Here is a 25,390-nt window from a genome sequence, read left to right as displayed (position 1 = left end):
CTGTACGTTCGCGCCCTCATGCGCTCTTCGTCTCCATTGCCATGCGGATCAGCTCCTGGACGTCCATGGCCTTGATCTCGTCGCTGCGATCGGTGCGATCACCGTCGACGCGGTCGCCGTCGGCCAGTTCGGCGGCCGGGATGCCGTCCGGGTCGTCCGTCGCGACGGCCGTCTCCGGCAGCAGTTCGTGGCGGATGCGCTCGGCGAGCGTCTCGGGCGACGGCTCGTCGAAGACGATCGTCGAGTCGAGGTCGAGCCCGGTCGCCTCGTTGAGGCGGTTGCGCAGTTCGATGCCCATCACCGAGTCGAATCCGAGGTCGCGGAAGGCCCGGTCCGGTTCGATCGCATGCGCGGACGCGTAGCCGAGCACCTGGGCGGCCTCGGCCCGCACCAGCTCCTGAAGGATGCGCCGCTGTTCGTCGGCGGGTGCGGGGACCAGCCGCGCGTGCAGGGCCGCGGAGGCTTCCTGTGCCCCCTCCGGAGCCTGGTCGGTGTCCGCCGTGGCCCGGCCGCCGGGTCGCGGATCGTACAGCTCGCTCAGCAGCCGGCTGGGGCGCAGGGCGGTGAACGAGGGCGCGAACTTCTCCCAGGCCACGTCGGCCACGGTGACGCACGCCTCATTCAGGGCGAGTGCCCGGCCCATGGCCGCGATGGCGGTGTCCGGATCCATCAGGGTCAGGCCCCGGCGCTCCAGTTGTTCCACGGCCTCGCCCTGGGCGAGGCCGCCGCCGGCCCAGGGGCCCCAGGCGAGAGAGGTGGCGGCCCGGCCACGGGCGCGGCGTTCCTCGGCGAGTCCGTCGAGGTAGGCGTTGGCCGCGGCGTAGCCGCCCTGCCAGCCGCTGCCCCAGGTGGCCGAGATGGAGGAGAAGAGGACGAACGCGTCCAGCTCGGCGTCCGCGAAGACGGCGTCGAGGTTGGCCGCGCCGGTCACCTTGGCGTCCAGGACCCCGGCCAGTTCCTCCGGGGTGATGGCGGCGAGGGCGGTGGCCTGTCCGACTCCCGCGGTGTGGACCACGGAGCGGACCGGTGTGCCCTCGGCCTCCAGCGAGCGGGCCAGCTCGGTGAGTGCGGTCCGGTCGGTCGCGTCGCAGGCGACGACGGTGGCGCGGGCACCCAACTCCTCTATCTGCGCGCACAGTTCGGCGGCGCCCGGGGCGTCCTTGCCGCGCCGGCCGGTGAGGACGACGCGGTCGGCGCCGCCTGCGGCGGCCCAGCGGGCCACCCTGGCACCGAGTCCGCCGGTACCGCCGGTGATCAGCACGGTGCCGCGTACGGTCCAGCCGGCGTCGGGGCCGGTCCGGCCGCGCACGACGCGGCGTACGAAGGCCCCTTCGGCGCGGACCGCGGCCTGGTCCTCGCCGTCGGAACCGGCGAGGAGGGCGGCGGCGCGGTCCCAGGCGGCGGGGTCGAGGGTCTCGGGCAGGTCGATCAGACCGCCCCAGCACTTCGGGTGCTCCAGGGCGACCACCCGGCCCAGGCCCCAGACCTGGGTCTGGGCGGGGCTGCGCAGCGGGTCGGCCGGTCCCGTGGAGACGGCTCCTCGGGTGAAGGCCCACAGCGGCGCCTGGACACCGGCCTCGCCGAGCCGCTGGACGAGGGCGAGCGTGTCGGCCAGGCCGGGGGCCACGCCCCGGTCGAGGGCCGTGTCGTCGAGCCCCAGCAGGGAGAGGACGCCGACGGCGTCGGTGTGCGCGGAGAAGTCGGTGGCACCGGCCTCCAGCCGGACGACCTCGGCGCCGGCCGACTTCAGGCCCTGTTCCGCCCACTCGGCGAGCTCGGTGGTGGCGAGGGACGCGGGGACGGCCAGCAGCCAGCGGCCGGAGAGCGCGGTGCCGGACGTGGGGGCGGCGAAGGGCTGCCAGACCGCCTCGTAGCGCCAGTTGTCCACGATGTCCTGTCGGCGCCGTCGGTGGCGCCAGGTGGACAGGGCGGGGAGGGCGTCCTTGAGCGGGACGTCACCGGTCAGGCCGATTCCGGCCAGGAGGGCCGAGAGGTCGCCGGAGTCGATGGCTTCCCACAGGGCCGTGTCGACCGCGTGCTCGGCGGGCGCGGCGGCCGGAGCGGGCAGCACCGGCTGCTCGGGGGCCTGCGGCCAGTACCGCTGGCGGTCGAAGGCGTAGGTGGGCAGGTCGACGCGCCGGGCACCGGTTCCGGCGTAGAAGCGGCTCCAGTCCAGGGCCGCGCCGTGCACATGGGCGTCGGCGAGCGCGCCGATGACACTGCGCGGCTCGTCGAGAGCCTTGCGCAGGGCGGGGATCAGCACCTTCTTACGGGGTTCGACGAGGCAGTCCTGGCCTATCGCGGCGAGCGCGCCACCGGGGCCGAGTTCCAGGTACGTCGTGACGCCCTGGGACTCCAGGTGGCGCATGCCGTCGAGGAAGCGGACGGCCTGGCGGACGTGGTCCACCCAGTAGTCGGCCGACAGCAGTTCCTCGCCCGCGAGTTCACCGGTGAGGTTGGAGACGATGGGGATCTGTGGGGCGTGGAAGGTCAGGCCCTCGGCGACCGCCCTGAACTCGGCCAGCATCGGTTCCATGCGCGGTGAGTGGAAGGCGTGACTGACGCGCAGGCGCTTCGTCTTGGCGAAGCCGGACGCGATGGCCAGTACGGCGTCCTCGCCGCCCGAGACGACCACGGAATTCGGGCCGTTGATCGCGGCGATCGAAACGTCCTCCGTGAGGAGCGGCAGGATCTCGGCCTCGGCGGCCTGGACCGCGACCATGGCACCGCCGGTGGGCAGTGCCTGCATCAGCCGGCCCCGGGCGGCGACCAGTGCCGCCGCGTCCTCCAGGGACCAGACGCCCGCCGCATGTGCGGCGGCCAGCTCACCGATCGAGTGGCCGAGGAGGTAGTCCGGGGTCACACCCCAGTGCTCCAGCAGCCGGAACAACGCGACCTCGATCGCGAACAGGCCCGCCTGGGTGTAGACGGTCTGGTCGATCAACTCCGACCCACCGAACACCACCTCCCTCACCGGCCGATCGAGATGACGGTCCAGCTCCGCACACACCGCGTCGAACGCGTCCGCGAACACCGGATACGCCTCGTACAGCTCACGCCCCATCCCCGACCGCTGCGAACCCTGACCCGAGAACAGGAACGCCGAACGACCGGCAGCCGCCTGGCCCTTCACCACTCCCGCGGCCGTCGCTCCGGCGGCCAGGACCTCCAGGCCGCGCAGGAGTTCGGCGCGGTCCGCCGCCACCACGGCGGCGCGGCGCTCCAGTTGGGCCCGGTGCGTGGCCAGCGAGTGGCCGATGTCGACGAGCGAGGATCCGCCGTCCTCACGGATCCGGGCGAGAAGCCGCTCGGCCTGACCGGCCAGGGCCTGGTCCGACCTGGCCGACAGCACCAACGGGACCAGCGGTGGCAGCGCCCCGGACGTCGGGTCCGGATCGGCGGCCTGCTCCGGCCCGGCCGGTGCCTGCGCGAGGATGACGTGCGCGTTGGTGCCGCTGATGCCGAAGGAGGAGACGGCGGAGCGACGCGGACGGTCGCCCGTCTCGGGCCAGTCCCGGTTCCCGGTGAGCAGCTCGACCGCGCCGGCCTCCCAGTCCACCTGGGTGGAGGGCTGGTCGACGTGCAGGGTCTTCGGGAGTACGCCGTGGCGCATGGCCATGACCATCTTGATGACGCCCGCGACACCGGCCGCGGCCTGGGTGTGACCGATGTTCGACTTGATCGAGCCGAGCAGCAGGGGTTCCCCGCCCTCGGCGCGCTCACGGCCGTACGTGGCGAGCAGCGCCTGTGCCTCGATCGGGTCGCCCAGCGTCGTCCCCGTACCGTGTGCCTCGACCGCGTCGACCTCGCCGCCGGACAGCCCGGCGTTGGCCAGGGCCTGGCGGATGACACGCTGCTGGGACGGGCCGTTGGGGGCGGTCAGGCCGTTGGAGGCGCCGTCCTGGTTGACGGCGGAACCGGCTACGACGGCGAGGACCTGGTGGCCGTTACGACGGGCGGTGGACAGTCGCTCGACGAGCAGGACGCCCACGCCCTCGCCCCAGCCGGTGCCGTCGGCGGAGTCCGCGAAGGCCTTCACCCGTCCGTCGGCGGCGAGTACGCCCTGCTGGCTGAACTCCAGGAACACGCCCGGGGTGGACATGACGGTGACGCCGCCCGCGACGGCGAGTTCGCATTCGCCGGTCCGCAGTGCCTGGACGGCCCAGTGCAGCGCGACGAGTGAGGAGGAACAGGCCGTGTCGACGGAGACCGCGGGGCCCTCGAAACCAAGGGTGTAGGCGATGCGTCCGGAGAGCACGCTGGCGGAGCTGCCGGTGGCCACGTAGCCCTGGACGCCCTCGGTGGAGCCGATCAGCAGGTTGGCGTAGTCCTGGCCGTTGGTGCCGACGAACACGCCGGTACGGCTGCCCTTGAGCGAGGTCGGGTCGATGCCGGCGCGTTCGAAGGCGTCCCAGGCGGTCTCCAGCAGAAGCCGCTGCTGCGGGTCCATGGCGAGGGCCTCGCGCGGCGAGATCCCGAAGAAGGCGGGGTCGAACTCGCTGATGGCATCGATGAATCCGCCTTCGCGGACGTGCGAGGCGCCGGGCTTGTTCGGGTCGGCGTCGTAGTACTGCTCCAGGCTCCAGCCGCGGTCGCCGGGGAGCGGCGAGATCGCGTCGGTGCCTGCGGCGAGCAGGTCCCACAGCTGCTCGGGCGAGCTCACACCGGCCGGGAAGCGGCAGCCCATGCCCACGATCACCACGGGGTCGTCGGCGTCGGCCGGGAGGGCCGGGGCGGCGACGGTCCCGGCGGCGGCGCTTGCGGTGGGCGCCAGTTCCGCGTGCAGGAAGGCGGCCAGTTCGTTGGGGGTCGGGTAGTCGAAGACCAGGGTGGCCGGCAGACGGAGCCCCGTGGTGGCGGCGAGCAGGTTGCGCAGTTCGACGGCGGTCAGGGAGTCGAAGCCGAGCTCCCGGAACGCCTTGCCCGGTTGCACGTCGTCGTCGGACCTGTGACCGAGTACCGCGGCGGCCTGGCCGCGCACCAGGTCCAGCAGCATCCGGGTGCCGTCGGCTGGCGAGAGTTCGGCCAGCCGGGCGGCGAGGACACCGGTGCCGCCGGTGTCGGCGGCGGGGGCGGCCGGGGTGGTGAACGCGGCGGCGGCGCGGCGTACGTCGTCGATGTCACCGATGAGCGCGGCCCGGCCGGTGGCCAGCCGGCCCGGCGCGAGCACGGCCCAGTCGACGTCGGCGATGGCGGCACAGGCCTCGCCTGCCGCGACGGACTTGACCATGACGGCGACCGCGACCTCGGGGTCCATGGCGGGCATGCCGCCGCGCTCCATGCGCTGGGCGATGAGCGGGTCGGTGGCGAGGCCACCGCCGCCCCAGGCACCCCAGGCGATGGAGGTGGCCGGGAGGCCGAGGGAGACGCGGTGGTGGGCGAGTGCGTCGAGCAGTGCGTTGGCGGAGGCGTAGTTGGCCTGGCCCGCGTTGCCGAACGTCCCGGCCAGCGAGGAGAACAGGACGAACGCGTCGAGGTCGAGGTCCTGGGTCAGCTCGTGCAGGTGGGCCGCGGCGGTCGCCTTGGAATCGAGAACCTGCGCGAAGCGGGCGGGGCTCATCGAGGGCAGGACGCCGTCGTCGAGCACACCCGCCGTGTGGACGACGGCGGTCAGCGGGTACTCGGCGGGAATCCGTGCGAGTACGGAGACCAGCGCGTCGCGGTCGGCGACGTCGCAGGCCGCGATGGTGACCGAGGTGCCCAACGCGGTGAGTTCGTCGCGCAGTTCGGCCGCGCCGGGGGCGTCGAGGCCGCGGCGGCTGGTCAGTACGAGGTGTTCGGCGCCGTTACGGGCCAGCCAGCGGGCGACGTGCCCGCCGAGGGCCCCGGTGCCGCCGGTGATCAGGACGGTGCCGCGCGGCGACCACTCGTCCGCTTCGGCGGCGAGCGGTGCGCGGGTCAGACGGCGGGCCAGCACGCCTGCGGTGCGTACGGCGAACGCGTCCTCGGTGCCGTCGCGTCCGGCGAGGAGCCCCACCAGCCGGTCGGCGGCACGCTCGTCCACGACGACGGGCAGGTCGACCAGGCCGCCCCAGGTGGCGGGCTGCTCGATGGCCGCGACCTGGCCGAGCCCCCAGACGGCGGCACAGGCGGGGTTGAGCAGAGGGTCGGCGCCGCTGGTGGCCACCGCGCCGTGCGTGGCGCACCACAGAGGTGCCTCGACTCCGGCGTCGTTCAGTGCCTGGACGAGGGTGAGCTCGGCGGCCAGCCCCGCGGGCACGCCCGGGTGATCGTCGTGCGTGCCGACGGCCAGGGAGAGCAGGGAGAGCACACCGGCCAGGTTCCAGTCGCCCGCGAGCAGGCCGGCGAGCTCCTCGCGGTCGGGAGCGCCGCCGGAGACGGTGATGCGGGCGGTCTGGGCGCCGTGCCGGGCCAGGCCCGCGGCGACGGTCTCGACGATCAGGGTGTCGTCGGCGGAGAGGTTCGCGGGTACGGCGATCAGCCAACGGCCCGTCAGCGAGGCTTCGAGGGCGCTCGGGAGTGGCTTCCAGGTGATCTGGTAACGCCAGGAACCGGAGGCCGAACGCTCGCGGCGGTGGCGGCGCCAGGCAGCCAGGACGGGCAGCACGGTTTCGAGCGAGGCCGCGGTGGGCTCGTCGACACGTCCGAGGGTCTGGGCGAGCGCGTCCAGGTCCTGGTGCTCGATGGCCTCCCAGAAGGCGGCGTCGTCCGGGTCGATGGCCTCGACAAGTGCCGCGGCGGGCGAGTCCGGCCAGTAGTGGGTGCGTTGGAAGGCGTAAGTGGGGAGGGCGACGCGCTGGGCGCCGGTGTCGGCGAAGACGGTTGTCCAGTCGACGGTGGTGCCGTGGACGTGGGCCTCGGTGAGGGAGGTCAGGAAGCGGTCGAGTCCGCCTTCGTCGCGGCGCAGGGTGCCGAGGACCGCTGCGTCGGTGGCGGTGTCCTCGATGGTGCCCTGGAGACCGAGGGAGAGGACCGGGTGGGGGCTGACCTCGATGAAGACGGTGTGGCCGTCGGCAAGGGCAGTACGGGTGGCCTGCTCGAACTCGACGGTCTCGCGGAGGTTGTTGTACCAGTACCCGGAACCCATCTCCGTACCGTTGAGCAATCCACCGGTGAGGGAGGAGTACAGGGGCACATCGCCTGCGCTCGGCGCAATGCCCGCGAGCAGCTTCGCCAGCTCCGCCTCGATCTCCTCCACGTGGGCGGAGTGCGAGGCGTAGTCCACATCCACCTTGCGCGCGCGGATCTCGTGGGCCCGGCAGTCGATGACCAGCTCGTCCAGGGCCTCCGGATCGCCCGAAACGACCACGGACGAAGGCCCGTTGACGGCGGCGATGGAGATCCGACCGTCCCAGGCCGCAATCTTCTCCCGCACCCACACGGCGGGCTGCGCCACCGACACCATGCCACCACGACCCGCAAGCGCGACGATCGCCTGACTGCGCAGGGCCACCACCTCCGCCGCATCCCCCAGCGACAGAATGCCCGCCACAGCGGCTGCCGCGATCTCACCCTGCGAGTGACCGATCACCGCAGCCGGCTCGACACCGTACGAACGCCACACCTCCGCCAGGGACACCATCACGGCCCACAACACCGGCTGAACCACATCCACCCGGTCCAGACCCGGCGCGCCACGCACGACGTCCAGCAACGACCAGTCGACGTACGGCTCCAGCGCAGCCGCACACTCCGCCATCCGCGCCGCGAACACCGGCGAGGACTCCAGCAAACCCACCGCCATCCCGGCCCACTGCGCCCCCTGCCCCGGGAACACGAACACCGGACGCACCTCGGCATCCGCCGCAACCCCACGCACCACACCCGGAACCGGCCCACCAGAAGCAATCGCCTCCAGCGCGGCAACGAACTCCGCACGCTCACCGGCCACCACACCGGCCCGATACTCGAAACGGGACCGGGTCAACGCCAACGAATAACCCAGATCGACCACCGAAACCCCGGCATCACCACGGACCCGCGCCAGCAGACGACCCGCCTGATCCGCCAGAGCCTGCGGCGACTTCGCCGACAGCACCCACGGGACAGCCGGCAACCCGACCACCGGGCGCACGTCTCCCGCAGCCTCCGGGGCCTCCGGGGCCTGTTCCAGGATCACGTGGGCGTTCGTCCCGCTGACGCCGAACGCCGAGACGCCCGCCCGGCGCGGGGCGCCGGTCTCGGGCCAGTCGCGGCGCTCGTCCAGAAGCCGTACGTCGCCCTCGGACCAGTCCACGTGGGTCGAGGGCCTGTCGATGTGCAGGGTCTGCGGCAGGACGCCGTTCTGCAGGGCCAGGACCATCTTCATGACCCCGGCGACGCCCGCGGCGGCCTGGGTGTGGCCGATGTTGGACTTCAGCGAGCCGAGCCACAGCGGGCGGTCCTCGGGCCGGTTCTGGCCGTAGGTGGCCAGCAGGGCCTGGGCCTCGATCGGGTCGCCCAGCGTCGTGCCCGTGCCGTGCGCCTCGATCACGTCGATGTCGTCGGTCGCCATACCGGCGTTGTCGAGGGCCTTGAGGATGACGCGCTTCTGCGACGGTCCGTTGGGGGCGGTGAGGCCGTTGGAGGCGCCGTCCTGGTTGACCGCGGAGCCCCGTACGACGGCGAGGACCTTGTGGCCGTTGCGCTGGGCGTCCGAGAGCCGCTCCACGAGGAGCATGCCGACGCCCTCGGAGAAGCCGGTGCCGTCGGCGGCATCCGCGAAGGCCTTGCAGCGGCCGTTCGTGGCGAGGCCGCGCTGGCGGCTGAAGTCGATGAACATGCCCGGGGTCGCCATGAGGGTCACCCCGCCGGCCAGGGCCATGGAGCATTCGCCGTTGCGCAGCGACTGGGCGGCCAGGTGCAGGGCGACCAGCGACGACGAGCAGGCCGTGTCGACGGTCACCGCGGGGCCTTCCAGGCCCATCGTGTACGAGATGCGGCCGGAGACGACGGCCGCCGCGCTGCCGGTGCCGAGGTAGCCCTCCAGGCCCGCCTGGTTGCCGACGAGGAGGAGCGGGTAGTCCTGGCCGTTCGTTCCGGCGAACACGCCGACCTGGCTGCCCCGCACGGTCTCGGGGTCGATGCCCGCGTGCTCGAAGGCCTCCCAGGAGGTCTCCAGCAGGAGCCGCTGCTGCGGGTCCATCGCGAGGGCCTCGCGGGGCGAGATCCCGAAGAACCCCGGGTCGAACTCGGCGACTCCTTCGAGGAACCCTCCGTCGGCGACGTAGGAGGTCCCCGACTGGTCGGAGTCGGTGTCGATGATCGACCCGAGGTCCCAGCCCCGGTCGGTCGGGAAGGGCGCCATGGCGTCGGTGCCGTCGAACACGAGCCGCCACAGATCCGCGGGGGTGCGTACACCCCCGGGGAACCTGCAGCTCATGCCGACGATCGCGATCGGCTCCGTGTCACGGGCCTCCCGCTCGCGCAGGCGCTCCTGCGCCGCGTCGAGATCGGTGCTGACCCGCTTGAGGAAGTAGCGGAGCTTTTCTTCGTTCGCCACCCTGACGTCCTTTCTTGACGTGTCCTTGCCGCGCTGGGCAGCGGTTACGAAATGCCGAACTTCTTGCCGAGCAGTTGGAACATCTCGTCGTCCGAGGCGGAGTCGATCTCCGCCGCTGCCGAGGCCGGCACGTCACCGCGCGGTTCCTCCTGCCAGCTGGCGACAAGCGCCTTCATGCGCAGGAGGACGCGGGTACGGCCGACGTTGTCGGCACCGACTGTCGCCATCGCGGCCTCGATCCGGTCGAGTTCCTCAAGGGCGGCGGTCGCCGCGGCCTCACCGTCCTGGAGTAGCTGTTCGCGCATGAACGCGGCCAGAGTCTTGGACGTGGGGTAGTCGAATGCCGTGGTGACCGGCAGTTTCAGACCGGTGCGCAGGGACAGCCTGTTGCGCAGTTCCACTGCGGTGACCGAGTCGAATCCCATCTCGCGGAAGGCCTTCTTGACCGGCACGGCCTCGTTCCCGGAGAAGCCGAGGACCGCGGACACGCACTCGCGGATCAGCTCGACGAGGGCGTTCTCCTGCTCCTGCTCGGTCAGGCCGGCCAGGCGCTGGACGAGTTCGGAGGGCTCGGCTCCGCTGCCCGCCTCGGCCATGGCCCGTGCGATGTCCCGGACCTCGGGGACGTCCTCCAGCAGGGGGCTGCTGCGGATCGCGGTGAAGGCGGTGTAGAAGCGTTCCCAGTCGATGTCGGCGATGAGCAGGCTGCTCTCGTTCTGCTCCAGCGCCTGCTGGAGGGCGCCGGTGGCGAGGTCGGGCCGCATCTCACGCAGACCGTGGCGGTTGAGCGTGTCGCCGAAGTCTCCGTCGGCCATGCCGCCGCCGCCCCAGGCGCCCCAGGCGACGGAGGTGGCGGGCAGCCCCTGTCCGCGGCGGTGCAGGGCGAGTGCGTCGAGTACGGCGTTGCCGGGGGCGTAGTTGCCCTGGCCGGGGGTTCCGACGGTGCCGCCGAAGGAGGAGAACAGGACGAACGCCTTGAGGTCCAGGTCCCTGGTCAGCTCGTGGAGATTGACCGCCGCACGGGCCTTGGCGTGCAGGGCCCGGTCGATCTGGTCCAGGCTCAGCGAGTCGATGACGCTGTCGTCGAGGACCGCGGCGGTGTGCACGACCGCGGTGAGCGGCTGGTGTGCGGGCAGGGAGCCGAGCAGGGCGGCCAGGGCGTCCCGGTCGCCGGTGTCGCAGGCGGCGATGGTCACCTGGGCGCCGAGGCCGGTGAGTTCGGCGTGCAGCTCGTCGGCGCCGGGGGCGTCGGCGCCGCGGCGGCTGACGAGCAGCAGGTGCTCGGCGCCGCTGCCGGCCAGCCAGCAGGCGACCTGGCCGCCGAGGGCGCCGGTGCCGCCGGTGATCAGTACGGTGCCCTGGGTGCGCCAGGAGCTGTCGCCGGTGGCCGCCTTGAGGGGGAGGCGGCGCAGGCGGCGGACGAAGGTGCCGGCCGGGCGGACGGCGAGCTGGTCCTCGGGGCCCGAGTCGCCGAGGGCCCCGGCGAAGAGCGCGGTGGTGCGCTCGTCGAAGGTGGCCGGCAGGTCGATCAGGCCGCCCCAGCGGTCGGGGTGTTCGAGCGCGGCGACGCGGCCCAGACCCCAGACGGCGGCCTGGTACGGGGCGTCGAGCAGGTCGGCGATGTTGACCGAGACGGCGCCGCGGGTGGCGGTCCACAGGGGGGCGCGGACCCCGGCCCGGCCCAGTGCCTGGAGCAGGGTGACGGAGGCGGCGTAACCGCGCGGGACGGCCGGGCCGTCGGGGTGCGGGGTGCCGTCGAGGGCCAGCAGGGACAGGACGCCGGTGGGGGGCGAGAGGTGCTCCGGCGCGAGGGTGGCTTCGATCCGGTCGGCCAGCGACTCGGGGTCGGTGGTCCCGGTCTCGTCGACGACCAGGACGACCGGTTCGGCGCCCTGGGCCGTGAGGGCGTTCAGGACGTCGGCGGTGTACGGGTCGTCGGCGAGGCTCGCGGGGACGGGGACCAGCCAGGTGCCGGCGAGGCGGCCGGCCGAGGGCTGGGAGTGGACGCGCCAGGAGACTTCGTAGCGCCAGTCGTCCGTGGCGGACTTGTCGCGCAGCCGCTTCCGCCAGGAGGACAGCAGCGGAACCAGCGTGCCGAGGGTCTGCTCGGCGTCGTCGCCGTCCACCCGGAGCGTCTCGGCGAGGCCCTGGAGGTCGGACCGTTCGACGGCCTCCCAGAAGGCGGTGTCGGTGGCGTCGGCCTCGTTCGCGGCGGCGCCCGCGAGGAGCGGGGCGATCTCGTCGGCGATCCAGTAGCGGGCGCCCTGGAAGGCGTAGGTGGGCAGGGCCACGCGCCGGGCGCCGGTGCCCTCGAAGACCGCCTCCCAGTCGACGGCCGCGCCGTGGACGTGGGCCTCGGCCAGGGAGGCCAGGAACCGGTCGAGGCCGCCTTCGTCGCGGCGCAGGGTGCCGAGGGTCGCCGCTTCGGCTTCGGCGTCGTCGATGGTGCCCTGGAGGCCGATCGCGAGGACGGAGTGGGGGCTGACCTCGATGAAGACGCTGTGCCCGTCGGCGAGGGCGGCGCGGGTGGCCTGCTCGAACTCGACGGTCTCGCGGAGGTTGTTGTACCAGTAGCCAGCACCCATCTCCGTACCGTCGAGCAGGGCGCCGGTGAGGGACGAGTACAGGGTCGTACCGCCGGTCTGCGGGGCGATACCCGCGAGGAGCTTCGCCAGCTCGGCCTCGATCTCCTCGACGTGCGCGGAGTGCGAGGCGTAGTCCACATCGACCTTGCGGGCCCGGACCTTGTCGTTCCGGCAGTCGGCCAGCAGCTCGTCCAGGGCCTCCGGATCACCGGAGACGACGACGGACGAAGGCCCGTTGACGGCGGCGATGGAGATCCGGCCGTCCCAGGCCGCGACCTTCTCCCGCGCCCAGAAAGCCGCCTGGGCCACCGACACCATGCCACCACGACCCGCAAGCGCGACGATCGCCCGGCTGCGCAGGGCCACCACCTTCGCCGCATCCCCCAGCGACAGAATGCCCGCCACAGCGGCTGCCGCGATCTCGCCCTGCGAGTGACCGATCACCGCAGCCGGCTCGACACCGTAGGACCGCCACACCTCCGCGAGGGACACCATCACGGCCCACAACACCGGCTGGACGACATCCACCCGGTCGAAGCCGGGTGCGCCCGAGACGCCGCGGACCACGTCGAGCAGCGACCAGTCGACGTGCGGCTCCAGCGCGGCGGCGCACTCGGTCATCCGCGCCGCGAACACCGGCGAGGACTCCAGCAGTCCGACGGCCATGCCCGCCCACTGGGCGCCCTGGCCGGGGAAGACGAACACCGGCTTGGTGGCGCGCGCGGCGGATCCGGTGGCCACGCCGGAGGCGGGCTCACCGGCGGCGACGGTCTCCAGCGCGGTGACGAACTCCTCCCGCGTGCCGCCCACGATCGCGGCCCGGTGTTCGAAGCGGGACCGGGTCAGCGCGAGGGAGTAGCCGATGTCCGTGGGGGACGTCTCCGGGTCCTCGCGGATCTGCGCCAGCAGCTTCGCCGCCTGGTCGCGCAGCGCCGTCCGGGACTTGGCGGAGAGGATCCAGGGGACGGCCGGCAGTCGGGTGGGCGGGCTCTGGACCGGGTCGGCAGCCTGCTCGGGAGCGGGCGGGGCCTGCTCGATGATGACGTGGGAGTTGGTGCCGCTGACGCCGAACGAGGAGACGCCGGCGCGGCGCGGGGCGCCGGTCTCGGGCCACGGGGTGGGTTCGGAGACGAGGGCGAGCTCGCCCGCGTTCCAGTCGACGTGCTCCGAGGGCGTGTCGATGTGGAGCGTGGGCGGCAGCACGCCGTGCCGCATCGCCATGACGGTCTTGATCAGCCCGGCGGCGCCCGCGGCGGCCTGCGTGTGGCCGATGTTCGACTTCACCGAGCCGAGCATCAGGGGGCGGCCCTCGGGGCGGCTCTTGCCGTACGCGGCGAGCAGCGCCTGTGCCTCGATGGGGTCGCCCAGGGTGGTGCCGGTGCCGTGTGCCTCGACGAGGTCGATCTGCGCGGGCGAGAGGCCCGCGTCGTCGAGGGCCGCGCGGATGACGCGGGCCTGGGCGGGGCCGTTGGGGGCGGTGAGGCCGTTGGAGGCGCCGTCCTGGTTGATGCCGGAGCCGCGGATGACGGCCAGCACCTGGCGTCCGGCGGCCTGGGCGTCGGAGAGCCGCTCAACGAGGAACATGCCGATGCCCTCGCCCCAGCCGGTGCCGTCGGCCTCGGCGGAGAACGCCTTGCAGCGACCGCTGGTGGACAGGCCGCGCTGGCGGCTGAACTCGGTGAACGCTCCGGCGTTGGCCATGATGGTCACACCGCCGACGAGGGCCATGGAGCACTCGTTCTTGCGCAGCGACTGGGCGGCCATGTGCAGGGCGACCAGCGACGACGAGCAGGCGGTGTCGACGGTGACGGCCGGGCCGTTGAGGCCGAAGGTGTAGGCGACGCGGCCGGAGGCCACGCTGATGGTGGTGCCGATGCCGAGGTAGAGCTCGGTGCCCTCCGGCGGGTTCTCGATGGAGGCGCCGTAGCCCTGGAAGCTGGTGCCGATGAACACACCGGTCTTGGTGGAGCGGAGCGAGGCCATGTCGATTCCGGCCCGCTCGACGACCTCCCAGGCGGTCTCCAGGACGATGCGCTGCTGCGGGTCCATCGCGAGGGCCTCGCGGGGCGAGATCCCGAAGAACTCGGCGTCGAACTTGGGTACGTCGTAGACGAATCCGCCTTCGAGCGAATACGACTGGTCGGGCTCGTTGGGGTCCTTGAAGAAGAGGCCCTCGAAGTCCCAGCCACGGTCCTCGGGGAAGGCGGACAGGGCGTCGGTGCCGGAGTGGACGACCTGCCACAGGTCCTCGGGGGAACGGACGTTGCCGGGGAAGCGGCAGCTCATGGCCGTGATGGCGATGGGCTCGTGGTCCTTGGCCTCGGCGGCCTGGAGTTTGCCGCGGGTCTCCTGGAGGTCCGCCGTAACCCGCTTGAGGAAGTAGCGAAGCTTCTGCTCGTCGGTCTTCGATTCGTCAGTCATGGTGGGGTCGCTCCTCGAAGCGGGTCTGGGTCGGTGAGGTCCGGCGGTGTCGGCTGGCCCTGGTCATGAGATGCCGAACTCCCGGCCGAGGAGGTCGAAGATCTCGTCGTCGCTGGCCTCGTCGAGACCACCCGCGGTGTCCTCGCCCGCGGCGGTGTGCGCGGGGGCCCACTGTGCGAGCAGGCCCTTGAGCCGGTCGGTGATCTGGGTACGGGCGTCCGCGTCCCCGATGCCCGCCAGGAGTGCCGCGAGCCGGTCGACCTCGACGAGGACGGGGGTGGCGGCGTTGCCGGCGGTGTCGGGGATCACCTCGCCGCGCACATGGGCGGCGAGTTCCACGGGGGTCGGGTAGTCGAAGACGAGCGTGGCGGGCAGCCGCAGCCCGGTCACGGTGTTCAGCCGGTTGCGCAGGTCGATGGCGATGAGGGAGTCGAAGCCCAGCTTCTTGAACGCCCCCTGCGGGTCGATGGCGTCGGGGGTGGCGTGGCCGAGTACGGCGGCGGCGTGGGTACGGATCAGGTCGAGGACGACCCGGTCGCGCTCCTCCTCGGACAGGCCCGCCAGCCGCTGCGCGAGCGGGACGACCGGCGCGCCGCCCGTGTCGCCCGCCCGCTTGACCTGGGCGCGGACGAGCTTGCGCATGATCGGCGGGAGGCCGCCCGTGGCGGCGCGGGCCCGCAGGGCCGCGAAGTCCAGCCGGATGGGCAGGACCAGTGCGTCGGCCTGCGCGGTGGCCCGGTCGAAGAGGTCGAGGCCCTGCTCGTTGCTGAGGCCGGTGACACCGGCGCCGCTCATGCGGCGTACGTCGGCGTCGCCGAGGTGCCCGGTCATGCTGCTCGCCTGGGCCCAGAAGCCCCAGGCGAGAGCGGTGGCGGGCAGGCCGTGGGCGCGGCGGTGCTGGGCGAGCGCGTCGAGGAAGGCGTTGCCCGCCGCGTAGTTGCCCTGTCCGGAGCTGCCGAGGGTTCCGGCGGCGGAGGAGAAGAGCACGAACGCGGCGAGGTTCCGGTCCTTGGTGAGCTCGTGGAGGTGGACGGCCGCGTCGATCTTGGGCCGCTGCACGACGGCCAGTCGCTCGGGGGTGAGGGAGGTGATGACCCCGTCGTCGAGGGTGCCCGCCGTGTGGACGACCGCGGTCAGCGGGTGCGCGTCGGGGACGGCGTCGAGTACGTGGGCGAGGGCGTCGCGGTCGGCGACGTCGCAGGCCACGATCGTCGCCTCGGCCCCGGCGGCGGCCAGTTCCTCGACGAGTTCGGCCGCGCCGGGGGCGTCGCCGCCCCGCCGGCTGAGCAGCAGGAGCCTTCGTACGCCCTTCTCGGCCGCCAGGTGGCGGGCGAGGTGGCCGCCGAGGACTCCGTTGCCGCCGGTGATCAGGACGGTGCCCTCGGGGTCGAGGGCGAGGGCGGCGTCCTCGTCGGGGGCCGGGGCCCGGTCCAGGCGCGGTGCGAGCACGACGCCGTCACGCAGGGCGAGTTGGGTCTCGGCGAGGGACAGGGCGTCGGGGAGCGCGGTCCAGGAGGCGTCGCCGCCGTCGGTGTCGACGAGGGTGAAGCGGTCCGGGTGCTCGGACTGGGCGGACCTGACCAGACCCCACACGGGGGCGGCGGCCAGGTCGGTGACGTCCTCGTCGGGCACGGCGGCCAGGGCCCCGGTGGTGGCGAGGACGAGCCGGGTGTCCGCGAAGCGCTCGTCGCCGATCCACTGCTGGAGCAGTTCGAGGGCGCCGAGCCCGGTGGCGTGTGCCGCCTCGGCGAGCGAGCCGGCGGTGGTGCCGCGGAGGTCGGCGACCACGAAGTCCGGCACCGGGGTGCCGGCGTCGACGGCGGTGGCGAGCGCGGCCAGGTCGGCGTACTCGCCGGGGCGGTGGCCCGCCACGGTGAACGGGGCCGGGTCGGCACCGAGGAAGGCCCAGGTGCCGGCCGGGGCCGGTGCGGTGACCGGTACGGGGGTCCAGTCGAGGGTGAACAGGGCGTCGTTGCCGCTGTCCTGGCCGGCGGCCTTGAGCTGCTCGGGCTCGACGGGCCGCATGGCGAGCTCGCCGATGGTGATGACCGGGGCGCCGGTGGCGTCGGCGATCTGGAAGCCGATGCCGTTGGCGCCGACGGGCAGCAGACGGGCCCGCAGGACCGAGGCGCCGGTGGCGTGCACGGTCACCCCGCGCCAGGCGAAGGGCAGGCGCGGCTTGCCCGCGTCCTCGCCCTGGCCGGTGCCGGGCTTGAAGTCGCCGACGCCCATGGACTGCAGGGCGGCGTCGAGGAGGCCGGGGTGGAGGCCGTAGTCGGCGGCCTCGGCCCGACCGTCCTGCGGGAGGGCGAGATCGGCGTAGATGTCCTCGCCGAGCTGCCAGGCGCGGACGATGCCCCGGAACATCGGGCCGTAGTCGAAGCCGGTCAGGAGCGCCTGCTCGTAGAAGCCCTCCATGGGCAGCTCGGTGGCACCGGCGGGCGGCCAGGCCGCGAAGTCGTACGCGGGTACGGCAGCGGCTTCGGCGGTGGCCAGGACGCCGGTGGCGTGCCGGAGCCACGGCGTCTCGAATCCGGTGTCGGCGGCGGCTTCGGCGGGCCGGGAGTGGACGGTGAGGGTGCGGCGGCCGGTCTCGTCCGGGGCGCCGACGGTGACCTGGAGCTGGCGGGCGCCGCCCTCGGGAAGCACCAGTGGTGCCTCGATGGTGAGTTCCTCGACGGTGTCGCATCCGGTCCGGTGGGCGGCGTGGGTCGCCATCTCGACGAAGCCGGTGCCCGGCACGATGACCGTGCCCATCACGACGTGCTCGGCCATCCACGGGTGGCTCCCGGTGGAGAAACGGCCCGTGAACACGTACCCGTCGGAGTCGGCGAGCGGCACGGCGGCGCCGAGCATGGGGTGCTCGGTGACGCCGAGACCGACGGAGGCGAGGTCTCCGGCGCCGTCGCCCGGCATGGGCAGCCAGTACCGCTCGTGCTGGAAGGCGTAGGTGGGCAGGGCGACGCGGGTGGCGCCGGTGCCGAAGACGGCCGTCCAGTCGATGTCGAGACCGTGGCAGTGCGCCTCGGAGAGAGAGGTCAGCAGGCGCTGCGCCTCGTCCTCGTCACGGCGCAGGGTGCCGAGGGTCACGGCGTCGGTCTCGGTGTCCTCGATGGTGCCCTGGAGACCGATCGTGAGGACCGGGTGGGGGCTGACCTCGATGAAGACGGAGTGACCGTCGCCGAGAGCGGTACGGGTGGCCTGCTCGAACTCGACGGTCTCGCGGAGGTTGTTGTACCAGTACCCGGCGCCCATCTCCGTACCGTCGAGCAAACCGCCCGTGAGCGAGGAGTACAGGGCAGTGTCACCGGCCTGCGGAGCGATACCGGCCAGGAGCCGGGCCAACTCGCCCTCGATCTCCTCCACATGAGCGGAGTGCGAGGCGTAGTCCACGTCGATCCTGCGGGCGCGGACGTCATTGGCCCGGCAGTCGGTGACCAGCTCGTCCAGGGCCTCCGGGTCGCCCGAAACGACCACGGACGAAGGACCGTTGACTGCGGCGATGGAGATCCGCCCGTCCCAGGCCGTGATCTTCTCCCGCACCCGGGCGGCGGGCTGGGCGACGGAGACCATGCCGCCACGGCCCGCGAGCGCGATGATCGCCTGGCTGCGCAGGGCGACGACCTTGGCCGCGTCGCCCAGCGAGAGGATCCCCGCGACCGCCGCAGCGGCGATCTCGCCCTGCGAGTGACCGATGACCGCCGCCGGACGGACCCCGAACGACCGCCACACCTCCGCCAAGGACACCATCACGGCCCAGAGCACGGGCTGGACGACGTCCACCCGGTCGAGTCCCGGCGCACCGTCGACGCCGCGCACGACGTCCAGCAGCGACCACTCCACGTACGGCTCCAACGCAGCCGCACACTCCGCCATCCGCGCCGCAAACACCGGCGAGGACTCCAGCAAACCCACCGCCATCCCGAACCACTGCGCACCCTGCCCCGGGAACACGAACACCGGACGGGCCGACGGCTGGGTCTGTGCGCAGACCGTGCCCGGCGCGGCCAGGCCGGCCGCGAAGGACTCCAGGCCGCGCAGCAGTTCGGCGCGGTCGCGCGTCACCAGGGCGGCTCGGTGGTCGAAGTGGGCGCGGGTGGCCGCCAGCGACCAGGCGATGTCCGCGAGGGCGGGCTCGGGGTGGTCGGTGAGGTGCTGGAGCAGGCTCTCCGCCTGGGCCTGGCGGGCCTGCTCGCTCTTCGCGGAGAGGACGAACGGGATGGCGGGGGTGTTGAGCTGCGGGCCCTCGGTGAGGACGGGTGTCTCGTCCGCCGGGCCGGTCTCGGGCGCCTGCTCCAGGATGATGTGGGCGTTGGTGCCCGAGACGCCGAAGGAGGACACGGCGCCTCGGCGTGGCTGCCCGGTCTCCGGCCAGTCCTGCTCCGTGGTGAGGAGTTCGACGGCGCCCGCGGTCCAGTCGACGTGCGTGGACGGCTCGTCGATGTGGAGGCTCTTGGGCAGGATCCCGTTCCGGATCGCCATGACCATCTTGATGATCCCGGAGACTCCGGCGGCGGCCTGGGTGTGGCCGATGTTCGACTTGACGGAGCCGAGGCGCAGCGCGCGTCCTTCGGCGCGGTCCTGGCCGTAGGTGGCGAGCAGGGCCTGGGCCTCGATCGGGTCGCCCAGCTTGGTGCCGGTGCCGTGGGCCTCGACGGCGTCGACGTCGGCGGTGGTGAGACGGGCGTTGGCGAGGGCCTGGCGGATGACCCGCTGCTGGGAGGGGCCGTTGGGGGCGGTGATGCCGTTGGAGGCGCCGTCCTGGTTGATGGCGGAGCCGCGTACGACGGCGAGGACTTCGTGGCCGTTGCGGCGGGCGTCGGAGAGCCGTTCGACGAGGAGGACGCCGACGCCTTCGGACCAGCCGGTGCCGTCTGCCGTTTCGGAGAAGGCCTTGCAGCGGCCGTCGGAGGCGAAGCCGCCCTGTCCGCTGAGGCCGGCGAAGGCCGCCGGGGTGGCCATCACCATCACGCCGCCGGCGAGGGCCATGGAGCACTCGCCCTGGCGCAGCGCCTGGGTGGCGAGGTGCAGGGCGACCAGCGAGGACGAGCAGGCGGTGTCGACGGTGACCGCGGGGCCCTCGAAGCCGAAGGCGTACGAGACGCGGCCGGAGACGACGCTGGCGGTGGTGCCGGTGAGGAGGTAGCCCTCGTTGCCCTCGGAGGCGTTGAGCAGTGCGGAGTAGTCCTGGCCGCTGGAGCCGGCGAAGACGCCGACGCTGGTCCCCTTGACGGTGGCCGGGTCGATCCCGGCCCGTTCGAAGGCTTCCCAGGAGGTTTCGAGGAGGAGTCGCTGCTGCGGGTCCATGGTGGTGGCCTCGCGCGGCGAGATGCCGAAGAAGGCCGGGTCGAAGCCCGCGGGGTCGGCGACGAAGCCGCCGCGCAGTTCGAAGGGGCCGCCGTCCGGGCCGGTTTCGGCGCCGGGCAGTCCGTTGATCTTCCAGCCGCGGTCGGCCGGTACGGGGCCCATGGCGTCGACACCGTCGCGGACCAGCCGCCACAGGTCCTCGGGCGAGCGGACGTCGCCGGGCAGGCGGCAGCTCATGCCGATGATGGCGATCGGGTCGTCGTCCCCGGCGGTGGCGGCGGCGAATTCGGCGACGGCGGCGGGGCTGCCGAGGAGTTCGGCGCACAGGTGGTCGGCGAGGACGGCCGGGGTCGGGTAGTCGAAGACGAGGGTGGCGGGCAGCCGCAGTTCGGTGGCCAGGCTCAGCCGGTTGCGCATCTCGACGGCCGTGAGCGAGTCGAAGCCGAGGTCGCTGAACGCCCGCTGGGCCTGGATCTCGTTCGCGGAGCGGTAGCCGAGGACAGCAGCGGCGGCGTCGCGTACGACGTCCAGGACGAAGGCCGTACGGTCCGGCTCGGGCAGTTCCACGAGCTGCCGCACGAGCGAGGAGACCACGGCGGCACCGGCGGTGGCGGCGGCCGGGCGGGCGGCGGCCCGGATCAGGCCGCGCAGGATCGGCGGCACCGCCTCGGGGCTGTCGGCCCGCGACGGCAGGTTGATGTGTGCGGGGATGACCATCGCTTCGGGGCGGGCGGTCGCCGCGTCGAACAGGGCGAGTCCGTCCTCGGAGGCGATGGCGGTGACACCGGAGCTGTTGATGCGCTGGAGGTGGGACTCGTCGAGGTTGGCGGCGAGTCCGCTGCGCTCGGCCCACAGGCCCCAGGCGAGGGAGACGGCGGGCAGACCGCGCTGCCGGCGCCACTGGGCCAGCTGGTCGAGGAAGAGGTTGGCGGCCGCGTAGTTGCCCTGTCCGGGGCCGCCGAAGGTGGCGGCGAGGGAGGAGAACAGGACGAAGGAGGTGAGGTTCAGGTCCTGGGTGAGTTCATGCAGGTGGACGGCGGCGTCGGCCTTGGGGGTGAGGACGCCGTCGACGCGCTCGGGCGTCAGGGCGGTGAGGATTCCGTCGTCGGAAAGGCCGGCGGCGTGCAGGACGGCCGTGAGCGGGTGCGCGGCCGGGATGGCGCCGAGGGTCCTTTCCAGGCTGTCGCGGTCCCCGGCGTCGCAGGCGGCGAAGGTGACGTCGGCGCCCAGTTCTTCGAGACGGGCGGTCAGCTCGGCGGCGCCGGGCGCGTCGGCACCGCGGCGGCTGAGCAGCAGCAGGTGGCGGGCGTCGTGGGCGCGTACGAGATGCTCGGCGAGGAGGGTGCCGATGGCGCCGGTGGCGCCGGTGATCAGGACGGTGCCCTCGGGGTCGAGCAGCGGGCGGCGGGTTTCCGGGTCGTCGGCGCGGGGGGCGCGGGCGAGCCGGGGTGCGTACAACTCGCCCTCACGGACGGCGAGTTGTGGTTCCCCGGCGGCGATGGCCTGGGGCAGCGCCCGGCGTGAGGGCTGTGTCCCGTCGAGGTCGACGAGGACGAAGCGTCCCGGGTTCTCGTTCTGCGCGGAGCGGATCAGGCCCCAGGCGGCGGACTGGGCGAGGTCGTCGAGGTCCTCGTCCGCGGTGGCGGCGACGGCCCCGCGGGTCACGAGGACCAGCCGGGACCGCTCGAACCGCTCATCGGCCAGGAGTGCCTGGGCGAGTCCCAGTGCGCGGTGCGCTGCGGCGTGGGCGCCGGTGGCGAGCGGGGTTCCGGGGCGGGTGTGCAGCGGCGCGACGATGGTGCCGGGCAGCGGCATTCCCTCGTCGACGGCCGCGCCGAGGGCGTCGAGGCTGTCGAAGCGGGCGGCGGCGGGGAGCTTGAGGGTGTTGTCGCCGAGGAGCACCCAGTCGTCGGTGTCGTGGGCGGCGGTGGCCGGTACTCCGGTCCAGTCGACGCGGAACAGGGAGTCGTTGCGGCCGCCCCGGCCGTTGCCGAGTTGTTCGGCGGAGACGGGCCGGAACATGAGTTCCCCGACGGTGGCGACGGGCGTGCCGGTCTCGTCGGCGAGCCGGACGGTGACGCCGTCGCTGCCCGCGGTACGGGCGAGCCGGACGCGCACCGCGCAGGCGCCGGCGGCGTGCAGGGTGACGCCGTTCCAGGAGAACGGCAGGCGGCCCCGGCCCTCGCCCATGCCGCCGTCGAAGTCGTTGAGGGCGTTGAGGTGCATGGCCATGTCGAGCAGGGCCGGGTGCAGGCCGAAGGAGCGGGCCTCGGCGGCGATGTCCTCGGGGAGGCGGACCTCGGCGAAGAGTTCCTCGCCGCGGCGCCAGGCGGTGTGCAGGCCCTGGAAGGCGTGCCCGTAGTCGTAGCTCTGCGCGCAGAGGTTCTCGTAGAAGCCGTCGAGCGGCAGGGCGGTGGCGCCGGGCGGGGGCCAGGCGGTGAGGTCGTCGTCGGCCGCCTCGGCAGGGCCGGCCGGGGCGAGGATGCCGCTGGCGTGGCGGGTCCACGGCTCGTCGGTGTCGGCGGTGGCCGGGCGGGAGTGCATGGTCACGTCGCGCAGGCCCTGGGCGTCGGCGGGGCCGACGGAGACCTGGAGGGCCACGCCGCCCTGTTCGGGCAGGACGAGGGGGGCTTCCAGGTTGAGTTCACGGACCTGGCCGCAGCCGACCTCGTCGCCCGCGGTGATCGCGAGCTCGACGAACGCGGTGCCGGGCAGCAGCGTCGTACCGAGGACGACGTGGTCGGCGAGCCACGGGTGGGTCTGCGGGGACAGGCAGCCGGTGAAGAGCATGCCGTCGCCGTCGGCGAGGCTGACGGCGGCGCCGAGCAGCGGGTGGCCGGCGGAGCGCTGGCCGATGGCGGAGATGTCGCCGGTCCAGCCGGTGGGCAGCTTGGGCCAGTAGCGCTCGTGCTGGAAGGCGTACGTGGGCAGGGTGATGGTGCGGGCGCCGCTGCCGGCGTAGAAGGCCGCCCAGTCGACGTGGGCGCCGCGGACGTGGAGCTCGGCGACGGCGGTGGTCAGCGCGTCGGTCTCCGGGCGGTCCTTGCGCAGGGCGGGTACGAAGGCGGCGGTGGTGGCCTCGACGGTGTCGTTGCCGAGGGCGGCGAGCGTTCCGCCGGCGCCGAGTTCGAGGTACGTGGTGACGCCGAGGCCGTCGAGGGTGCGCAGCCCGTCGGCGAAGCGGACGGCCTCGCGGACGTGGCGGACCCAGTACTCCGGGGTGCGCAGCTCTTCGGCGGGGACGATGTCGCCGGTGAGGTTGGAGACGATCGGCAGCCGGGGTTCGTCGAACGTGAGGGTTCCGGCGACCTTGGCGAAGTCGTCGAGCATGCCGTCCATGTGCGGGGAGTGGAAGGCGTGGCTGACACGGAGGCGCTTGGTCTTCTCGAAGCGGGCCGCGACGGCCAGCACGGCGTCCTCGTCGCCGGATACGACGACGGAGTCGGGGCCGTTGACAGCGGCGAGGGAGACACGTTCGGTCAGGAACGGCAGGATGTCGGCCTCGGTGGCCTGGACCGCGACCATGGCGCCGCCGGCCGGGAGGGCTTGCATGAGGCGGCCCCGGGCGGCGACCAGTGCCGCCGCGTCCTCCAGGGACCAGACGCCCGCGACGTGGGCGGCGGTCAGCTCGCCGATGGAGTGGCCGAGCAGGTAGTCGGGGGTGACGCCCCAATGGGTGACGAGGCGGAACAGCGCGACTTCGAGGGCGAAGAGACCGGCCTGCGTGTGGACGGTCTGGTCCAGCAGCTCGGAGCCGCCGAAGACGATGTCCTTGACCGGCTCGTCGAGGTGCTTGTCGAGTTCGGCGCAGACGGCGTCGAAGGCGTCGGCGAACACCGGCTGCAATGCGTACAGTTCGCGGCCCATGGCGGCGCGCTGCGAGCCCTGGCCGGAGAACAGGAAGGCCAGTTGGCCGTTTTCGAGGGCGGTGCCGGTGAGTACGCCGGGGGCGGCGGTGCCGTCGGCGACGGAGCGCAGCCCGGCGAGGAGTTCCTCGCGGTCCTTGCCGAGGACGGCGACGCGGTGGTCGAGGGCGGAGCGGGTGACAGCGGTCGACCAGGCGATGTCCAGTGCCCCGGCGGCGGGGTCGGCCGCGAGCCGGTCGATGAGCCGGGCGGCCTGGGCGGCCACGGCCGCTTCGGTGCGGCCGGAGAGCAGCCAGGCGAGGCCGGTGGGCGCGGTGGCGGCGGGGGCTTCCTCGGGGGCGGGCGTCTGCTCGGGGGCGGGCGCCTCCTCGATGATGGTGTGCGCGTTGGTGCCGCTGATGCCGAACGAGGAGACACCGAAGCGGCGCGGCTCGTCCGTCCCGGGCCACTCCCGGGCCTCGGTGAGCAGCTCGACGTTGCCCGCGCTCCAGTCGACGTGCGAGGACGGCTCGTTCACGTGCAGCGTCTGCGGCAGGACCCCGTGGCGCAGGGCCATGACCATCTTGATGATTCCGGCGACACCGGCGGCGGCCTGGGTGTGGCCGAGGTTGGACTTCAGCGAGCCGAGCCACAGCGGCTTGTCCTCGGCGCGGTCCTGGCCGTACGTGTTGATCAGTGCCTGGGCCTCGATCGGGTCGCCGAGGCGGGTGCCGGTGCCGTGCGCCTCGACGGCGTCGACCTGTCCGGCGGACAGTCCGGCGCTGGCGAGGGCCTGGCGGATGACCCGCTGCTGGGAGGGGCCGTTGGGCGCGGTGAGCCCGTTGGAGGCGCCGTCCTGGTTGACGGCGGAGCCGCGGATGACGGCGAGCACCTCGTGGCCGTTGCGGCGGGCGTCGGACAGCCGCTCCAGCAGGACCAGGCCGACGCCCTCGGACCAGCCGGTGCCGTCGGCGGAATCGGCGAAGGCCTTGCACCGGCCGTCGGAGGCGAGACCGCGCTGGCGGCTGAACTCGATGAACATGCCGGGCGCGGACATGACCGTCACACCACCCGCGACGGCGAGCGTGCACTCGCGCTGGCGCAGGGACTGGGCGGCCAGGTGGATGGAGACGAGCGCCGAGGAGCAGGCGGTGTCGACCGAGACCGCGGGGCCTTCGAGCCCGAAGGTGTAGGCGATACGGCCGGAGACCACGCTGCCGGAGGTCCCGGTGAGGTAATAGCCCTCGATGCCCTCGGTGAACTGGAGCATCGTGGAGTAGTCCTCGCCGGACGCGCCGGCGAACACACCGACCTGGCGGCCGCGCATCGAGGACGGGGCCATGCCCGCACGCTCGAACAGCTCCCAGGTGCTCTCCAGCAGGAGCCGCTGCTGCGGGTCCATCGCCAGCGCCTCACGCGGGCTGATGTCGAACAGCGCCGGGTCGAAGTCGCCCACTCCGCCGAGGAAGCCGCCCGAACTCGCGTACGACGAACCGCGCTTGTCGGGGTCCGCGTCGTACAGCTTCTCCAGGTCCCAGCCCCGGTCCTCGGGGAACGCGGATATCGCGTCCCTCCCCTCGGACACCAGCTTCCACAGGTCCTCCGGCGATCCCACCCCTCCGGGGAACCGGCAGCTCATCGAAACGATGGCGACCGGCTCGTGCTCACCCGCCTCCAGCTCGCGCACGCGCTGCCGGGTCTGGTGGAGATCGGCGGTCATCCGCTTCAGGTAATCCAGGACCTTCTTGTCATCCGCCATGGCCCGCCAACCCCTCCAAGAATTCCGCACA

Annotated in this window: 3 protein-coding genes; all 3 read right to left on the bottom strand. The window is 73.1% G+C overall.

Annotation, left to right across the window (positions count from 1 at the left end; translation table 11 throughout):
* Positions 1-16: 16 nt before the first annotated feature.
* The 3 genes from ACFV8T_RS00785 to ACFV8T_RS00775 all read right to left on the bottom strand — a co-directional run bounded on the left by ACFV8T_RS00785 (position 17) and on the right by ACFV8T_RS00775 (position 25,389).
* Positions 17-9,442, bottom strand: a complete 9,426-nt coding sequence (locus ACFV8T_RS00785; RefSeq protein ID WP_385323027.1) for a type I polyketide synthase — start codon at positions 9,440-9,442, stop codon at positions 17-19.
* A 44-nt stretch (positions 9,443-9,486) separates the two neighbouring features.
* The gene (locus tag ACFV8T_RS00780) at positions 9,487-14,448 is read right to left on the bottom strand and encodes a type I polyketide synthase (RefSeq protein WP_385323025.1); all 4,962 of its coding nucleotides are present in this window, start codon (positions 14,446-14,448) and stop codon (positions 9,487-9,489) included.
* Positions 14,449-14,511: 63 nt separating this feature from the next.
* On the bottom strand, positions 14,512-25,389 hold the full coding sequence (locus ACFV8T_RS00775) for an SDR family NAD(P)-dependent oxidoreductase (RefSeq protein WP_385323023.1): 10,878 nt from the start codon (positions 25,387-25,389) through the stop codon (positions 14,512-14,514).
* Position 25,390 lies beyond the last annotated feature (1 nt).

The organism is Streptomyces sp. NPDC059832, assembly GCF_042731715.1.
Taxonomy (GTDB): Bacteria; Actinomycetota; Actinomycetes; order Streptomycetales; family Streptomycetaceae; genus Streptomyces.
Note: the sequence above shows the minus strand (reverse complement) of the source record. Positions and strands in the feature narration are given on the sequence as shown.